At 35.2% G+C, this 15,750-nt stretch carries 16 protein-coding genes and 1 pseudogene; 7 read left to right on the top strand and 10 right to left on the bottom strand.

Going from position 1 to position 15,750, the window contains the following annotated elements; translation table 11 throughout:
- The first annotated feature begins 22 nt into the window (after positions 1-22).
- Complete coding sequence (locus HL41_RS03715; protein ID WP_038060310.1) at positions 23-778, top strand: DUF2851 family protein; 756 nt, start codon at positions 23-25, stop codon at positions 776-778.
- A 269-nt stretch (positions 779-1,047) separates the two neighbouring features.
- Positions 1,048-1,500, top strand: coding sequence for a tetratricopeptide repeat protein (locus HL41_RS03710; protein WP_038060312.1), 453 nt, complete (start codon positions 1,048-1,050; stop codon positions 1,498-1,500).
- Positions 1,501-1,513: 13 nt separating this feature from the next.
- Here HL41_RS03710 and HL41_RS03705 read toward each other — a convergent pair whose 3' ends face one another.
- Positions 1,514-2,581, bottom strand: a complete 1,068-nt coding sequence (locus HL41_RS03705) for a branched-chain amino acid aminotransferase (RefSeq protein WP_038060314.1) — start codon at positions 2,579-2,581, stop codon at positions 1,514-1,516.
- 91 nt (positions 2,582-2,672) lie between these two features.
- Between HL41_RS03705 and HL41_RS03700 the strand changes: the two genes are divergently transcribed.
- Genes HL41_RS03700 through HL41_RS03690 form a run of 3 tightly spaced genes read left to right on the top strand, consistent with a single transcriptional unit; the run spans position 2,673 to position 7,350 of the window.
- Positions 2,673-3,305 (top strand): hypothetical protein, encoded by a 633-nt coding sequence (locus HL41_RS03700; RefSeq protein ID WP_038060316.1) that lies wholly within the window; start codon positions 2,673-2,675, stop codon positions 3,303-3,305.
- Positions 3,250-6,243 (top strand): PD-(D/E)XK nuclease family protein, encoded by a 2,994-nt coding sequence (locus tag HL41_RS03695; protein ID WP_038060319.1) that lies wholly within the window; start codon positions 3,250-3,252, stop codon positions 6,241-6,243. The genes HL41_RS03700 and HL41_RS03695 overlap by 56 nt, the downstream gene beginning before the upstream one ends.
- A 27-nt stretch (positions 6,244-6,270) precedes the next feature.
- Positions 6,271-7,350 (top strand): CofH family radical SAM protein, encoded by a 1,080-nt coding sequence (locus tag HL41_RS03690; protein ID WP_051754478.1) that lies wholly within the window; start codon positions 6,271-6,273, stop codon positions 7,348-7,350.
- A 4-nt stretch (positions 7,351-7,354) separates the two neighbouring features.
- Here HL41_RS03690 and HL41_RS03685 read toward each other — a convergent pair whose 3' ends face one another.
- The 3 genes from HL41_RS03685 to HL41_RS03675 form a co-directional block, all read right to left on the bottom strand.
- Complete coding sequence (locus HL41_RS03685) at positions 7,355-7,570, bottom strand: DUF2905 domain-containing protein (protein WP_038060439.1); 216 nt, start codon at positions 7,568-7,570, stop codon at positions 7,355-7,357.
- 99 nt (positions 7,571-7,669) lie between these two features.
- Positions 7,670-7,975, bottom strand: coding sequence for a UxaA family hydrolase (locus HL41_RS03680; RefSeq protein ID WP_038060321.1), 306 nt, complete (start codon positions 7,973-7,975; stop codon positions 7,670-7,672).
- A gap of 94 nt (positions 7,976-8,069) precedes the next feature.
- Positions 8,070-9,227, bottom strand: coding sequence for a UxaA family hydrolase (locus HL41_RS03675; protein WP_038060323.1), 1,158 nt, complete (start codon positions 9,225-9,227; stop codon positions 8,070-8,072).
- Positions 9,228-9,612: 385 nt separating this feature from the next.
- On the opposite strand from HL41_RS03675, the pseudogene HL41_RS09620 reads away from it, so the two are divergent.
- A pseudogene (locus HL41_RS09620) lies at positions 9,613-9,858 on the top strand (cyclophilin-like family protein); the annotation flags it as partial.
- Here the strand turns inward: HL41_RS09620 and HL41_RS03665 are convergent.
- Genes HL41_RS03665 through yedE form a run of 4 tightly spaced genes read right to left on the bottom strand, consistent with a single transcriptional unit; the run spans position 9,859 to position 12,604 of the window.
- Positions 9,859-10,713, bottom strand: coding sequence for an NAD(P)H-hydrate dehydratase (locus tag HL41_RS03665; protein ID WP_038060325.1), 855 nt, complete (start codon positions 10,711-10,713; stop codon positions 9,859-9,861).
- On the bottom strand, positions 10,701-11,264 hold the full coding sequence (locus HL41_RS03660) for a DUF3343 domain-containing protein (RefSeq protein ID WP_081856532.1): 564 nt from the start codon (positions 11,262-11,264) through the stop codon (positions 10,701-10,703). The genes HL41_RS03665 and HL41_RS03660 overlap by 13 nt, the downstream gene beginning before the upstream one ends.
- Positions 11,264-11,479, bottom strand: coding sequence for a sulfurtransferase TusA family protein (locus HL41_RS03655; RefSeq protein ID WP_022854842.1), 216 nt, complete (start codon positions 11,477-11,479; stop codon positions 11,264-11,266). The genes HL41_RS03660 and HL41_RS03655 overlap by 1 nt, the downstream gene beginning before the upstream one ends.
- Positions 11,480-11,506: 27 nt before the next feature.
- Positions 11,507-12,604: a YedE family putative selenium transporter gene (gene yedE / locus HL41_RS03650; protein WP_038060331.1), complete on the bottom strand. Its 1,098-nt coding sequence runs from the start codon at positions 12,602-12,604 to the stop codon at positions 11,507-11,509.
- Positions 12,605-12,791: 187 nt separating this feature from the next.
- On the opposite strand from yedE, the gene HL41_RS03645 reads away from it, so the two are divergent.
- Complete coding sequence (locus HL41_RS03645) at positions 12,792-13,682, top strand: selenium metabolism-associated LysR family transcriptional regulator (protein WP_051754477.1); 891 nt, start codon at positions 12,792-12,794, stop codon at positions 13,680-13,682.
- On the opposite strand, the gene HL41_RS03640 is transcribed toward HL41_RS03645, so the two are convergent.
- Together HL41_RS03640 and HL41_RS03635 are read right to left on the bottom strand one after the other, a co-directional pair.
- On the bottom strand, positions 13,672-14,430 hold the full coding sequence (locus HL41_RS03640) for an acyl-CoA dehydratase activase (RefSeq protein WP_038060334.1): 759 nt from the start codon (positions 14,428-14,430) through the stop codon (positions 13,672-13,674). The two genes, HL41_RS03645 and HL41_RS03640, sit on opposite strands and share 11 nt — an antisense overlap.
- A gap of 41 nt (positions 14,431-14,471) precedes the next feature.
- Positions 14,472-15,737, bottom strand: coding sequence for a double-cubane-cluster-containing anaerobic reductase (locus HL41_RS03635; RefSeq protein ID WP_038060336.1), 1,266 nt, complete (start codon positions 15,735-15,737; stop codon positions 14,472-14,474).
- Positions 15,738-15,750 lie beyond the last annotated feature (13 nt).

Raw genomic sequence — 15,750 nt, 5'->3', positions numbered from 1 at the left:
TCCAATAAGGTAGGATTTATACATGCAAACATCGGAACTACGGCAAATTCTTAGCAGGTTCGGGGAAGAAGTTTTATATTCAAAAATTCATCGGATGAAAAACCTTTTGAAGATTGCTGATTTTGACGAAGCCCTCTACAGGGAGCTAATGCTTTCCCTTGGCTATCCCAGGAACAAGCTTCAGTTTTTGGAGCTTTCTCTTCTTCTTCCATACAGAGAAATAAAAAAACTCAACACTCAACCGCTCATAGAAAAGGCTCTGCTCTACAGAGCTGGATTTGTAGAAGATTATTCTGGCCTTCCCCCTGACTTTGACATTTCCCTGAGATTAGAGAAAACATACTGGAACTACAGGTCAATACGTCCCGTAAACTTTCCTGACAGAAGAATAAAAGATTTTTCCCACTTGCTAGCTGAAACAACTCAAATGGGAATTTACAATTATTTCAAAAAGCAGATAGAGGTCAATTACACCGGTATAGTGGAGAAGTCATCTGCCAAGATGGCTGTTGAAAAAATAATGAATTTCAAGCGTATCGGTATAAGCAGAAAAAGGGAAATGTTTTTCAACATAATTTTACCTTTCTTTTTGGCAGATGATTCATTTAGTAAATATCATTCATTTTTGTTAAAGCTTTTTGAAGTCCACCCGCCTCTTGATGTAAACAGCAAAATAAAAAGATTTTATACTAAGGTTTCCTCTATGATTAACAGGGAAAAAGTGGAAATTTCAAACGTTAAAGAATACTTTGGGGCCATGAAGTACGTAGAAGGATAATGCGAATTAAAACCATCTCTCTCACCTAATCTGACGGTAACCCTCCAACCCTCTAAAGCAAGCCAAGTTCAAAGAATACGATCTTCAGATTGACGAGCTTGTCTACAAGCTTTATGATTTAAGCCGTAAAGAGATAGAGATCATTTAAGGAGATAGTAATCAATAAGAGCTGAGTTAAGGTTGCCGTTGAAATAGTCCTCTTACAGAGTTGATTTATTTACAAAAGAGTATAAATTTAGTTAGAAAAAATTGTAAGAAGAGGTGAGGTTATGTCTCAGGTAGATATAGAAGACCTTTTTTTAGAAGGAGCTAAACTGATAACCCTTAGAAGGTTTGACGAGGCTTTAGAATGTTTTGAGAAGGTCTTAGCCTTAGACCCTAACCACATCAAGGCTTTAGAGGCAAGGGCTGTGATCTACTTGCAAAAAGATCAGTTAGACTTAGCAGAAAAAGATTTAGAAAGGGCTCTTTCGTTAGAACCAGAAAATCCAAGATTATATTTTAGGTTAGGGCAAATTTATTATAAGAAAAAAGACTTAGATAAGGCCCTTGAGCTTTTTACTCGAGCTATAGACTTAGAACCGGTTTATCCTGCTGCCTATATGGCAAGAAGTCAAATATTAAGAGAAAAAGGGCTTGAAGAAGCTGCAGATTTAGAATTAGACAAAGCTGTACAAGTACAGAGAGAACTTGCTAAAGCCAGAAAAGTAGTAGATTTTTAGGTCAATACACCTTTTATTCCAACACCACCGTCCAGTTAAACTCGTCCTCTCTTTCTCCGTATTGTATTCCAGTGATATAATCGAAAAACTTTTTGGTAAGTTCTCCTGTTTGACCTTGCCCTATTACATAGGGTTTGTCTTTGTAACAAATTTCTCCTACCGGAGAAATCACAGCAGCAGTTCCTGTTCCAAAGCACTCTTTCAGCCTACCTTCCTGTATTGCTGAGATTACTTCATCTATAGAAATTTTTCTTTCCTTAGCAGGAATTCCTAAATGAGAAGCAAGTTTTAATACAGAATCCCTGGTTATCCCTGGAAGGATCGATCCAGAAAGAGCAGGGGTGGCTAATTCGTCAGAAAAATAGAAAAAGATGTTCATACTACCTACTTCTTCTACATACTTTCTTTCTTTTCCGTCTAACCATAGCACTTGGGTATACCCTTTTTGTTGAGCTACAGCCTGGGCTTTAAGGCTTGCTGCATAGTTTCCACCAGTTTTTACCTCGCCTGTTCCTCCTGGACAAGCCCTTACATATTCTTCAGTTACATAAATCTTAACCGGGTTAAATCCCTCGGCATAGTAAGGGCCTACAGGAGAAAGAATTATCATAAAAAGATATTCATGACTAACTTTTACCCCAAGTGTATTTTCTGTAGCAAAAATGAAGGGCCTTATATAAAGAGCTGATCCTTTTTGCTTAGGTATCCAGTCTTTGTCTAACAAAACTAAAGTTTTAATAGCCTCAAAGGCAAAGTTAGGGTCTACCTGAGGAATACACATCCTGTCTGCAGAACGATTTAATCTATTTATATGGTCAAAAGGCCTAAAAAGCCTAATCTTTCCGTCAACCCCAAAATAGGCCTTCATCCCTTCAAATATGGTTTGTGAATAATGCAACACTATAGCAGCAGGGTGAAGTTCTATGTTCGAAAACGGGATTATTTTTGGAGAATGCCAGCCTTTACCTTCCTCATATTTCATCACAAACATATGAGGAGTAAAAATTTTACCAAAGACAAGTTTATCAAAATTAGGGGCCTTTCTATCTTCAGGTTTAGCTAAATGAATTTCAATTTCCATGGTTAGGCCTCCTGTCTAATTTTAACTCAAATTTAGAATATACCTTTTCGTTTTTTTGACAAGACCTTCTTTTGAGGTAAAATTTAAAAACATGGGGTTAATCTTAAAGCAAAATAATCTCTCAAAAAGACAGCTTAACCAGGAAACCATCAACCGTTTCATAGGAGAAATTTTACACTTTACTTTAGAAAGTTTATTGGTTTGTGAAAAAGATATCAAAACACTTTTTCACGATAAAGAGTTTTTTACTCAAAAAATTTCCTTTTATCTAAAAAAAGCTTTAGCTCTGTATCAAGAACCTATTTTTGGGAAAGAAGAGATAGAAAAGAACGCAAAAGAGACCTTACTTAAACTTTTTGAAGAAATTGAATTTAAAAAACTGATTTGCAAGGTTTTAAAGCAGGCTAAAAACATATATTCTGAAGTAGAAGGTTTTTTGTTTGATGAAAAAACAGAAGATGCCAAGATGGTAAGGCCAGATTTAATAATTAAGTCTCTTTCGGGTTGGATAATTTTTGAGTTTAAACTTCATCAGGCTTCTGATCTTAGAGATGAAGACCAACTTAAGGGCTATGTTTCTTTGTTGCAAAAACTTTATCCTGATGTTAATATATCAGCATACCTCATAGTGTTAGAGCCTTTTAACATAATTGAAATAACCAAAAAAGATGCCTCAAGCTATACTAATTCCTGCCAACTCTCACTTTTTGAAAACCTTAGTTAACTTTTTTCTGGATGGAAGGTCTTTAGACGAAAGTATTTTAAAAACCTGGATAGTTTTTCCTAATAAACGTTCTGCCCTTTTTTTTAAACACTACTTAAAAGAAAAAGGAGGGAAGAACAAAGCTGGTTTTTTCCCTCGTATTTTTTCTTTAGAAACCTTGGTAGATTATCTTTATGTCATGCTGGAAGACCACCCTTGTCCAACAGGCACAAAGATTTTAAGGCTTTTACCCCTTTTAGAGGTTTTTCCTCAAGTTTTATCAGAAAATGTAAGCGAGAGTTTTGAAAAAAACTTTTTTTGGGGCATAAAATTTCTTGAGGTTTTTGAAGAGTTGGAAAAGGAGGATACAGAGCCTCAAAATTTGGTATATCCACCTGAAAACTTACCTCCTATCGCTAAAGATATTTTCGAAAAGCTAAAGAAAATTTATCTTGAATACAATAAAGTTTTAAACCAAAAGGGTTGGGTTAGCCCTACTTTTAGGTTAAAGAGGGTAGTAGAGACTTTAGAAAAGATTGATTTGAAAAAAACTTTTTTAGGTTCTATGATAGAAGAGGTTTGGCTGGTAGGTTTCGCTGGTTTACGAAAGATAGAAGAAAAATTATTTAAAGTTTTTTTAAAAAATTTTGAAAAAGCCTTTTTAGTATTCGAAGTTCCCAAAGAAGACCCTACCGTTTTGCCAAACGTGGTGAAAAACACGTTACAACTCTTTGGGATGAACCAGGATTATAGAGTTTTACCTAAAAAATATTATGCAAAAGAGGTAAAAACTCCTTCTATAAAAATTTATCGCTCTACTGACTTACATTTGGAAATAACGAAGGCATTAGACTTGATAAGGGAAAATCCTCAAAGGCCAGACGAGATAGCGATCGTGCTTTCTGACCCGAATACGTTAATACCTTTAATTTATAAACTGGAACAAAAAGATATTCCCCTTGAGGTGAATATTTCTCTTTTTTATCCCCTCGATAGTTTTCCTCTAAATTCTCTTCTCACAGCGGTTATAAAAGCTCAAAGAGATAAAATTCAGGGACTTTATTCTACCCAGTCTTATTTAAAAGTGATAAAACATCCTATGCTTAATCGTGCTTTTTCAGACAATACTTTTGGAGAGGAATTTTTTAAGCCTATAGAAGATTTCATTAGAAATAAGGGCTATGTGACCATAGATTTAGGAGAAATAGAAAAAGAATTTGGGGTTTATCATCAAGGTAAATACACCCAGGATATTATAGGAAAAATTATCAAGGAGGTTCATCAGGTTTTCTTTAAAAACTGGGAAACCATAAGATCTCCAAAGGATATAGGTAAAAACTTGGAAAAAATTTTAGAGTTTTTAAACCTCAAGGATTTTAATTTAAAGTCTCAAAGTTCTTTTCAAGATATAGTCTTACATAACTATCTTGAGGTAATAGAAACAGAGGTTCTTCCCTTTTTTACCAAAGATTACCTTCCTCCCTTTATAAACAATAAGGAAAATCTCTTAACCTTGTTAGAGTATCTTTTGAAAACCCAAAAAGTTCCTTTGTCTGGAGACCCTCTTAGGGGATTACAGATCCTTGGTCTTATGGAAACAAGACTTCTTTCGTTTAAAAAGCTTATCCTTTTAGATATAAACGAAGGAAGTTTTCCTCCTTCTCAAAAGTTTAACCCGTTGCTTACCGACGAGATTAAATCTTGGTTAAAAATACCTATTTTTAATCACAATGAACTTTGGAGCTATTATTTTGATAGACTTGTAAACTCTGCAGAAGAAGTACACCTATTTTATCTGCTTGTTGAGAAGTCGACTACCCAGGAAGTTAAAGAACCTTCGAGGTTTATACATAGGTTAAAATGGGAGTTAGAGCAACAAGGAAAGGAACCCGAAGAAGAGCTCATCCAACCTAACTTTTGTGTTTTTTCAAAAAGAGAAGAAGGGATACCTAAAACTGAAAAAATAAAAGAGAGTTTGTTTAACCACTTATCCAGAGAAAGGGTTAGTCGTTATTATTTCGAAACCTATCTTAAGTGTGGGGCTAAATTTTTCTTTAAGTATATAATGAAACTTAGAGAACCTGAGAGGTTGGGTTTTAAGGTAGAAGATCCAGGAAAATTTATTCACAGTTTTTTTGAAGAATTTTTTAGGCCTTATGAAGGAAAAAGGTTTTTGATCTTAGAAATTTATGATGAAAATAGGATTAAAAATAAATTTGATATTCTATGGAAAAATTTTGAGTTTGAAAAAAAATTTGATCCTTTAAGTCATTACCTTTCAAAAACTATAACTTTGGCAAGTATTTTAAAATATTTTGAATTTTTAAGGAAAAAAGAAGAAGAAAAAAAGATAAAAGCGCATAAACTTCTTGGTTTAGAAAAAGATCTTGAGACTAAAGAAGATATAGTGCTTTGTGATGGTAGGACTTTAAATATTACATTTTATGGCATTTTTGATTTTTTGATAGAAAGGGAAGAAGAGGTGAGAAAATATTTAATTATGGATTTTAAAAGCAATCCTTCTATATCTCCTCAACCTAAAAAAATGAAAGAGTTTATAAATAAATATTCTCTGCCAGATAAATATGACTTAGAAAGTTTATGTTCAATACTTGAAAACTTTGGAGACAGCCTTGCAAACTTTCAGTTGTTTTTTTATTGCTATCTCTTCTATAAAAATAAACAGAAATTTATCTCTTCAAAGGTAGATAATTATATCATAAACGCAGGGTTTATTAGACCTTCTAACTTTAAGGAACCTGAAGATTTTCTTTTTAATCTTAAAAAGAAAGAATACGCTGCGGTAAATCAGTTTTTTGAAAAAGAAGCCAAAAGTTTTTTAGAATGGATAGTTAATCATATGTTATTCTCAGAAAAATTTTATTTTACTGAAAAAGAAGACTTCTGTAAGTACTGTGAGTATTTACCCCTTTGCAAAAATTATCGTTATTTAATATAGTGTAATTATTAAAAAAGGAGGGATAAGGTGGAAAGCTCTCTGGTGTTAGAAAAGTATGCAGAGAAAAACCGTTTTTACAGAGAAATAACAGAAAAAATACTTTCTGGAAAAACTTTAAACTTCGAAGAGGCTTTAAGGTTGTATCAAGAAGGAGATTTTTATTTTCTGGGCACCCTGGCTAATGTCGTAAAAGAAAATTTGCATCAAAAACGTTATTATTATACGATAAACAGACATATTAACTATACTAATGTTTGTACTACTAATTGTAAGTTTTGCGGATATCACAAAAAGCCTGGTGAAAAAGGAGGTTATACCTATCAAGTAGAAGAGATTATAGAAACGTTAAAATCAACACCAGAATTAAAAGAAGTTCATATAGTAGGAGGGGTAAACCCAGAGTTGCCTTATGAGTACTATGTAGAACTGATACGTAAGGTAAGGGAAAATTTTCCTTCTTTAAGAATTAGAGCTTTTACCTGTGTAGAAATAGACTGGTTATCGAAAATTTCTAAAAAACCGGTAGAAGAGGTTTTAACCGAGCTAAAACAAGCAGGGTTAAATTCTCTTCCAGGAGGAGGGGCGGAGGTTTTTTCAGAAAGACTTCATAAGGAGCTCTATCCTAAAAAGATTGGTTATCAGAGATGGCTTGAGATAGCTAAGACAGCCCATAGATTAGGAATACCTACTAATGCTACCCTTCTTTTTGGACATTTAGAAACAGACGAAGAGATAATAAACCATCTATTAACCCTCAGAGAAGCCCAAGAAGAAACCAAAGGGTTTTATTGTTTTATCCCTTTGGCCTTTATACCGGAAGGCAATGAACTTTCCTATCTACCCGGGCCTTCTGCTTTAAAGATTTTAAAAACTATCGCTATTTCAAGGATTATTTTGTCTAACTTTCCTCATATCAAGGCTTATTGGGTTTTTCTGGGGGTAAAATTAGCTCAGATAGCCCTGTTATGGGGAGCAGACCATTTTCACGGAACGGTGATAGAGGAAAAAATAAGCCAATCTATGAGAAAGGATACCGTGGTACATCTTTCTAAAGAAGAAATTGAAAGACTTATCCAAGAAATAGGGGGTGAACCAGTAGAGATTTAAAAGCTTATTTACGAAAAAGCAGGTTAAGAATAATGGTAAGTAAAATGCTTATTAAAATACAAGTTGCTAAGGGAAAATAGAAAGTAAAGTTATCTTTTTTGATATAAATATCGCCGGGAAGTTTTCCTATATAAGGTATCTTGGGAAGTATAGAGATAAAAATTCCCAGTAATATCAAGCAAATTCCTAATAATACTAAAAATTTTCCAAAACCTGACATCTCAGGCATGTTTTAAAATATAATCATCGTTACAAAACTTTCAACTTTAAATCTTAATTATATCAGTCTTCCCTTAAGTTTTAGATTAGAATTATATTTTTAGCTTACCTTCCAATCGCCACGCCCTCTCAAACTCTCAATATTATGAACGTGTACATGTTCTCCCTTTTTAATGTCAGAGGTTGCTCTACCGATAACTTCTCCATATTTGATGACGTTTTCTCCTTTTTTTATATCAACTATCGCAAATTTGTGGCCAAATTTAATATCTGACAACAGCGTGATCTTTACCTCTTGCCCATCTATAGTTATATACACTTCTTCTCCTACTGATAGATCTTTGACTGCTGTGGCAACGTTGTCATTTTTATTAATAACGACTGCAAATTTTCTTTTTTCAGTCATACTTGGTACCTCCTTAAGAAATATTCTCATTAAACCACTTAAAACTTTTTGAAATAGGTGTAAAAATGGAAACCCTTGTCATTTTATATTTTTTTTAAAAAGTAGAAATTAATTTAAACATGCCAAATTCTCTATGTTTTAAAGCCTCAGCTTTTGTTAATGATCCGTTAATAACTTCTATCAAAAGTTTAAACAGTCTTTCTCCGGCTTCTTCTATTGTTTCTGTACCTTCGATTATAGTGCCACAATTGAAATCTATATTGTCCTCCATATTTCTGTAAGTTTCAGGATTTCCAGTAATCTTGATAACCGGTGCTATTGGAGAACCAGTGGGAGTACCACGACCGGTAGTAAAGATAACAACTTGCGAACCGCCTGCTGTCATTCCAGTTATGGACTCAATGTCTTGCCCAGGAGTATCCATAAAGTACAATCCTTTACCTTGTGGTTTTTCACCATACTCTAATACTCCCTGCAAAGGTTTGGTTCCTCCTTTGTAAATAGCACCTAAAGACTTTTCTTCGATCGTGCTAATACCTCCTTCGATGTTGCCTGGAGTAGGTTGACCCCCACGCATATCTACCCCCATTGTTTTAGCTTTCTCTTCTGTTCTTCTAACTACCGAAATTAACCTTTCTCCTATTTCTTTACTTACTGCTCTTTTTGCAAGGATATGTTCTGCACCGATCACTTCGGCAGTTTCAGAAAATATACCTGTCCCCCCAAGGTCAATAATCTTGTCCATTACATAACCAGCCACAGGATTAGAAGCAAGTCCTGAGGTTGTGTCAGAACCTCCACATTCGACAGATAAGATTAAATTTGAGATATCAACTTCTTCTCTATCGAGTTTAGCAAGATCTTGAGCCATTTTACTTGCCAGCCTTGTTCCTTTTTCTATAGCCTTTAAACTTCCCCCACTTTTCTGTATCCCTACGTACTCAACAGGTTTCCCTGTCTTTGCGATTTCATCAACCACTCTTTCAGCCGAAACCCCTCCACATTCTAATGACACTACAAGTACTGCTCCTACATTAGGATTTTTTCCTAATCCTATCAGGACGTTTTCAGTCAAGACAAGATCGGCTCCAATTTGACAACATCCATGTTGATTGGCAAGTGATATCGCTCCTTCTACACAAGAAGCTATCCTCTCTGCCACAGTACTTGCACAGACTACGGTAGGAATTATCAAAAGATGATTTCTTACTCCTACTTCTCCATTAGGTCTAACATAACCTTTGAATTTCATCTTTGTTTACCTCCTGATTATATTTATCTGTCTTTTAGTTTCTTTTATAAATTTTATTCATAAAAACAAAATAAGGAAAGATTTAAAATAAGGTTTACATAACAAATCTTATTCACAAACGATTGTATAGCTACCTGTAGTGCACGTTTATAAGCTTTATGAGATTAAAAAGACCACCGGTTTTAAATTCTTGTTTTTTAAAAAAGATAGGTTTACATTAAAATTTAATTAATATTAAACGGGGAGATGAGGTAAGATGAAGGTTAAGTTGATCTTTGACGGAAAAGAAGAAGTTTTGGCAGAATTGTTTGATACTCCCTGCGGTCAAGAAGTCTACAAAATTTTACCCATAGAATCCTACTTAAACACCTGAGGTGATGAATTTTACTTTTCTATACCTTTAGACCATCCTTTGGACGAAACAGCTACCTTAAAGGTAAAATCAGGAGACATAGGTTATTGGCCCCCAGGAAAAGCTTTAGCTATCTTTTTTGGACCAACCCCTATTTCTGTTGACGATGAGCCTGTACCTGCCAGTGAAGTAAACCTTGTAGGAAGGCTTTTAGAAGATCCAAAAAAGTTAAAAGAACTTAAAAATTCTAAAAAAATAACGATTATTCCTGTGGAATAATTAACCAGTCAGTTTTTTTAAGGCCTTGGGTATAAAATCGATGATGGTTGAAATCTGAGTAGCTGGGGTAGGAGAAGCTAAGGCACCAGCCAACCTGTTAGCTTTAGCCGCTAAAATACATGCCTTTTCTGGTGGATATCCTGCATAAATCAAAGCAGAAACTATACCTGTGAGAGTATCTCCTGTACCACCTATAGCTTCAAGCTCTGGAAGTAAAGGTTCATCTACAGTTGCTAAAATTTCTTGATTGCAGACTACCCAATCCTTTTCACCTTTGACCAAAAGATAATTAGGGGCATTTTGATGTTGATATGCCCGTTTTATCAAGCTTTCTATGTCCTTTTCGTTTGAGAGAAGAAAACCTCGGGTATAAAAAGGATGAGGGGCTTTTTCATCAGCTAAAAAGGCTAATTCACCTAAGTCTGGAGTAAAAAGGTCAAAAAAGTTAGCATATCCTGCCATTTTTACCGCATACATAAAACCTGCGTCAGCTATTAAAAAGGGTTTTTTAGAAAGTTTTTCTATCGAGAAGATTACTTTTAAACAGCCGTCTACTTCAGGAAGGATATAATGAAAGGTAAATACCTGAAAGGAAGTTTGAGAAATTTTTTCTGCTAAAAACTGATATAGAATCTTACTTCCCTTACCTTTACCTATATCTCCAACCAGAAAAACTATTGGATTGGACTTTTCAAAAACCTCCAAGGTTTTTATGGCAGAGGCGATGAGGGCAGCAGTTCCACGTTCTATAGGAATTTGCCATCGGTCTATGATAAGTCGATTATCATTTAAAACAGGAACTCCATAAACCAAAGGGAGTGTTTCATCAGGGATAATGCCTGCTATTCCGAACATAACAGTTCTTTAGCTTTTTCATAAGCTAAATGTAAGGCATATCCACAGAGGGTATGTCCTTTTTCCTTAGGAGGGAAAGAATGTTTCAGGTTTAATCCAACCAAAATCGAAGCCAAGTATGGGACATCAGGACATCCTCCTCCTGAAACATTAACGATGGTGAGAGTTCTTTTATCTACCGTTATTTTCATGTTAGCAGCCCTTACCATCAAATACTCTCCAAAGTCTTTTACGTGAAAAAGGTCTACAGGCTTTAAAATTTCTTCTTCAGAAAAGGAAACGAAATCTAAAGGTTCTACTTTTTGAGTTTTTAGAAGGTTTATTATACCTGGGATTTCAACTACTGGTACTTCTATAGCAAGGTCACATCCTTTTCTAACTTCAGGAGGAGGCCCAACTACCTTTACTTTATAACCTTGTTTTTGTAAAATCCTTTCAGCTTGGATCACCTCAGAGGTGTTTTCAAATATAAGAAGAGCCTTTTGAGAACTTTGGTTTGTTTTATCTTTTTTGTTTCTTTTGGTTGGTAAAAGTTTATTAAGCCATTCCATCATTTTTTAATCACCAGCTTAATACTATCAGGAAGTTCTTTTATTTCAACTACCTCCCACCCCGAGGTTTTAGCTGCTCTAATGACATTTTCTTTAGCGGTAGGGTTATCCACCCATATCTCCAGTTCTCCTTGTCCTAAAGCTTTGATTGCTTCCAAGGTACGTAATACCGGTTCTGGACAAGAAAGTCCTCTTGCATCTACTACTTCTGGCATATTTCTCCCTCCTGCAATTTTTATTGTCTAAGCTTTTTTAACTCTCATGGTTAATCCTATGACTATACATACGATAAAGCCCAAAAGGATAGCTTCAGGGGTATGAGGTCCTATTCCTTTAGGAGAGGCTGCTAAACCAAAATTGTGGGCTACAGCAGCACCTACTATCATCCCAGTAGCAAAGATAGCAGCATCTCCATCTCCTTCTCCAGAAAGAAAGAGTTGTCTTCCAGGACAACCACCTGCTAAGGCAAAACAAAGCCCTGCTAAAGCCATACCTAAAAAGTTCCATAACTGCATGGTATGAGCTATAGGCTGATTTTCAAAACCTGGATTGAACTGTCCTAAAATAAGGTTGGTTATTAATGCAGAGACAAAAAAAGAAGCAACCCCTAAGAATAGATGAAATTGCCTAAAAAGGATTACATCCCTAAAGGCACCCATAGTACAAAATCTACTTCTTTGGGCAAGGATCCCTATAAAAAGACCGGCTAAAAGAGAGATAAAAATAGGGGCATGTTGAGATCCAGGACCCTTGATACTAAAAAACAAAAACTCCCCTTTGTTAGTACCAGGTAAAGGACTATCGATTAAAAGTAAAACTAAACAAACTAACATCAAAAAGGGAAAACCTAATCCAGCGGCTTTATAAGGGAATCCTTGAGACCTGCCAAGAGAGTATCCCATCCTGAAGAAGATAGTTCCTATAAAGACACCGAAAATCAAGCCTGCTAAACCAAAGATAGCGTTGAAGTCTCCTCCTGCAAGCCTTAGAACGGTTCTCCAGGGACAACCCAAGAAGGTTAAAGCACCGATCATCGCAAACATCCCTAAAATAAACCTGATAAAAGGAGCAGAACCACCCCTTGGGCGGTACTCTTTAAACAAAAGAGCACTTATAAAAGACCCTAAAACAAATCCTATGATTTCTGGTCTCATATACTGGACTACCTCTGCTCGATGAAAACCTAAAGCTCCTGCTATGTCCCTTTCCATACAAGCAACACAAATCCCCATGTTAGGTGGGTTTCCAAGTTTTTGAAGAATGGGAGCTAAGATTCCTATGATAGCACCTACTAAAATAATGCCCCACCTGGTAGCTAAAAAATTACTGATGCCGTTCATCCACTCCTCCTTGGTTTATAAGTATATTTTTGATTAAGTATTAAAAATAGAAAAAATCCAATTTTAAGTCAAATAGAAAAAATCTATCAATTTAAAAATGATTTATAGTTTTTTTCTATAAAAGATACCCTTGTCTTTGAGTAGGTTTTTTGTATATTCAAGGTAAAAATATTTGAAGAATGGAGAGATGTTGGATTTAAGGAAGTTAGAGGTTTTTATTAAGGTATATGAGACCCAAAGTTTTTCTAAAGCCTCTTCTGCCTTACATCTTGCTCAACCAACCATTACTCTTCATATCAAAGACCTTGAGCAGGAGTTAGAGGTCAATCTTTTTGACCGAAATACCAGAAAGGTAGTCCCTAGTAAAGCTGGGAAAATAGTCTATCGTTACGGGAAAGAGGTTTTGAATATACTTAAACAGATGGAAAAAGAATTAAAACTTCTAAAAGATGAAAAGGTAGGGTTGATAGAAATAGGGGGTAGCACCATACCAGGTCAGTATATCCTTCCCAAGCTTATAAAAAGTTTTAAAGAAAATCATCCGAACATTTCAGTTTTCTTAAAGGTAGGAGATAGCAAAGAAATAATAGAGATGGTCTTGGCAAGAGAAATCGATTTTGGTATGGTAGGAGCTGTTTTTACTAACAAAGATTTGGTGTTCTTCCCTTGCTATGAAGATGAAATAGTTCTTATTGGCCCTACAGATTTTAATAAAGACGAAATAGAGTTAGAAGAATTGTATCATATACCGTTGTTAAAACGAGAGGAGGGTTCAGGCACCTGGAAAAATTTTTTAGAGGCTTTAGATAAAAAAGGTATAGATTGCACTAAGCTTAACCTCATAGGAGAGATGGGATCTACAGAGGCGATAAAAGAAGCAGTAAAGTCAGGCCTTGGTTTTGGTTTCGTTTCTTCCTTAGCCGTAGAACTTGAAACTTCTCTAAAAATTTTAAAAGTAGTAAGAATTAAAAATTTTACGATAAAAAGAAAATTTTATGTAGTTTATCCAAAAATGGCAAAATTTTTACCAGTAGAACATAAATTTTTAGATTTTATCAAGAGTTTTTCTAACGTTTAATCTGAGAGATTCCAAAAATTCCTGCTCCTATAGCCCCTAGAAAAGGAGATTCATCAAGGGTAATTACCTTAGTTTTTAGTTGTTTTTCTAAAAACTTTTTTAAAATTTGATTTTGAGAACATCCACCAGCAAAAACAAAATCTTCAATAACATTGGTTCTTTTTAACATAGAGACTACCTTTTGAACTACCGCAAAATGTACACTTTTTAAAATTTCTTCTCTGGGAACTCCCTGGGCTATAAGCGAAATAACTTCTGATTCAGCAAAAACGGTGCAAAGACTGCTGATTTTTACCTTAACTTCATCGTCGAGGTCTAACTGGTTTAATTCTTCTATCTCATACCCTAAAGCCTTACACATTATTTCTAAAAACCTGCCTGTGCCAGCTGAACACCGGTCGTTCATTTCAAACTTAACTACCTTACCTTCTTCATCAAGACCTATAACTTTTGTGTCCTGACCACCTATGTCTAAGATAGTCCTCACCTTAGGATGGATAAAATGGGCTCCCATAGCAAAGGCTTTGATTTCAGAAAGGGTGATACAGTTTGGAAGTTTATTATTAATAAGGTTTCTTCCATATCCAGTAGCAACTATCTGATCTGGTTGGTATTTGTTTATATATTGAAGACACCTTTCTAAGGGTTGGTAAGAAGTTTTGTCTCTTTCTAAAAGGGTTAACCTTTCATTTTCAAAAAGGGCCACTTTAATATAAGTAGACCCAACATCAAGTCCTAATATCCTCATAGGTTTTTAAACTTAGTGATGTGACTCTTTACACTTAAGGGTTATAACGTTTCTATAAAAGCTTCACATCTTGTTTTAAGTTGTCCTATATCTTCCGTGCTGTAATTGGTATCTATCTTTAAAAAAGGAAGGTCAACAGCGCTTTCTACCTGATAGGCTTCAAAAAGATAGGGGGTACAAAACTGGATAGAATAATAGACTATCCCCTGAGCTTTTAATTCTTTAGCCATGTTTTGGATTTCTTCAATCCTTTCTGGATTGGGAGTGAAACAGGCACAAGGCGTTTTTAGGTATCTTTCTGCTAAAAGTTTGATGCCTTCTTCTATACTACTAAAATCTTCAGGCACTAAACTATGATAATACCTTCTTCCTATACAAGACTCTTCACCTACCACAACAGCACCGCTTGTTTCTATCATGTGATGAAGTTTCCAGTTAGGTAAGGCAAAAGGACATCCGGTAATAAGTATTCTTGGTGTTCCTTTAGGTTTAACACCTATTCCTTTTTTAACCCTTTCCTCAAGTTCATCGCAAAGTTCGTTAACTTTTTGGGTAAACCTTACAGGGTCGTCGTAAAAGGCAATCTGATTCACCAAAAGAGCATCAAGACCTGAGATAGGAGCTGGGTCATAACTTCTTAACTTTTCAAGTCTCATCAAGGCTTTTCTTTTTTCGTTTACAACCTTGACTTCCTCTTTAAAACGCTCTAAAGTCATAGTTTGCTGACTTAGCTCTTCTAACTTGTTTTTAAGGGCAAAAAGTTCCTTTAAAAACAGCTCTCTCCCTCTTTCTGTTTTCATATGAGGAACTTCCATAACATAGACTTTTTGAGTAAGTTTATTTAAGATTTCATAAGCTTTTTTCTTTCCGTCGCAGGTTGTTTCTCCTATTAAAAGGTCACAGCTTTCTGTGTAAGGACAAACTTGAGTAAGTTTAAAACCTATAAAAGCCTTGATAAGGTCACAGGTGTTTTTAGGTAAAACTTTTTCTGCCTCCTCAAAACCTATCTGAGCCCCTGCACAAAGCCCCACACATATTCCGTCTACCGCACGTATCATCTCTTCAGGTACATATACACAAAAGACCCCCACTACTTTTTTCCCTTGTTGTTTGGCCTCAAGGAGTTCTTTTATCCTTAAGCCATGGGCCTCAGAAACTACAAAGTCAAAGTATTTCATCCCTTCAGGACGGTTTTCTTGAGAAAGATAGATTTGTTGATAAAATTCGGCTAATGCCTTAAGTAAACAATCATGGTTTTCTAAATCTATTCCCAGGTTTTCCCACATTTTGATATAGTCTTCTCCCATAAACTCCTCCTAC

The organism is Thermodesulfobacterium commune DSM 2178, assembly GCF_000734015.1.
Classification (GTDB): domain Bacteria; phylum Desulfobacterota; class Thermodesulfobacteria; order Thermodesulfobacteriales; family Thermodesulfobacteriaceae; genus Thermodesulfobacterium; species Thermodesulfobacterium commune.
The sequence above is the reverse complement of the archived record's forward strand: the minus strand, read 5'-3'. Positions and strand labels throughout refer to the sequence as shown.

Coding starts and splice junctions, on each gene's coding strand:
- HL41_RS03640 (WP_038060334.1), bottom strand. CDS start 14,430: ATGAGGATATTAGGACTTGATGTTGGGTCTACTTATATTAAAGTGGCC.
- HL41_RS03645 (WP_051754477.1), top strand. CDS start 12,792: ATGTTGGATTTAAGGAAGTTAGAGGTTTTTATTAAGGTATATGAGACC.
- HL41_RS03660 (WP_081856532.1), bottom strand. CDS start 11,264: ATGGAATGGCTTAATAAACTTTTACCAACCAAAAGAAACAAAAAAGAT.
- yedE (WP_038060331.1), bottom strand. CDS start 12,604: ATGAACGGCATCAGTAATTTTTTAGCTACCAGGTGGGGCATTATTTTA.
- HL41_RS03665 (WP_038060325.1), bottom strand. CDS start 10,713: ATGTTCGGAATAGCAGGCATTATCCCTGATGAAACACTCCCTTTGGTT.
- HL41_RS03655 (WP_022854842.1), bottom strand. CDS start 11,479: ATGCCAGAAGTAGTAGATGCAAGAGGACTTTCTTGTCCAGAACCGGTA.
- HL41_RS03695 (WP_038060319.1), top strand. CDS start 3,250: ATGCCTCAAGCTATACTAATTCCTGCCAACTCTCACTTTTTGAAAACC.
- HL41_RS03705 (WP_038060314.1), bottom strand. CDS start 2,581: ATGGAAATTGAAATTCATTTAGCTAAACCTGAAGATAGAAAGGCCCCT.
- HL41_RS03715 (WP_038060310.1), top strand. CDS start 23: ATGCAAACATCGGAACTACGGCAAATTCTTAGCAGGTTCGGGGAAGAA.
- HL41_RS03685 (WP_038060439.1), bottom strand. CDS start 7,570: ATGTCAGGTTTTGGAAAATTTTTAGTATTATTAGGAATTTGCTTGATA.
- HL41_RS03710 (WP_038060312.1), top strand. CDS start 1,048: ATGTCTCAGGTAGATATAGAAGACCTTTTTTTAGAAGGAGCTAAACTG.
- HL41_RS03675 (WP_038060323.1), bottom strand. CDS start 9,227: ATGAAATTCAAAGGTTATGTTAGACCTAATGGAGAAGTAGGAGTAAGA.
- HL41_RS03680 (WP_038060321.1), bottom strand. CDS start 7,975: ATGACTGAAAAAAGAAAATTTGCAGTCGTTATTAATAAAAATGACAAC.
- HL41_RS03700 (WP_038060316.1), top strand. CDS start 2,673: ATGGGGTTAATCTTAAAGCAAAATAATCTCTCAAAAAGACAGCTTAAC.
- HL41_RS03635 (WP_038060336.1), bottom strand. CDS start 15,737: ATGGGAGAAGACTATATCAAAATGTGGGAAAACCTGGGAATAGATTTA.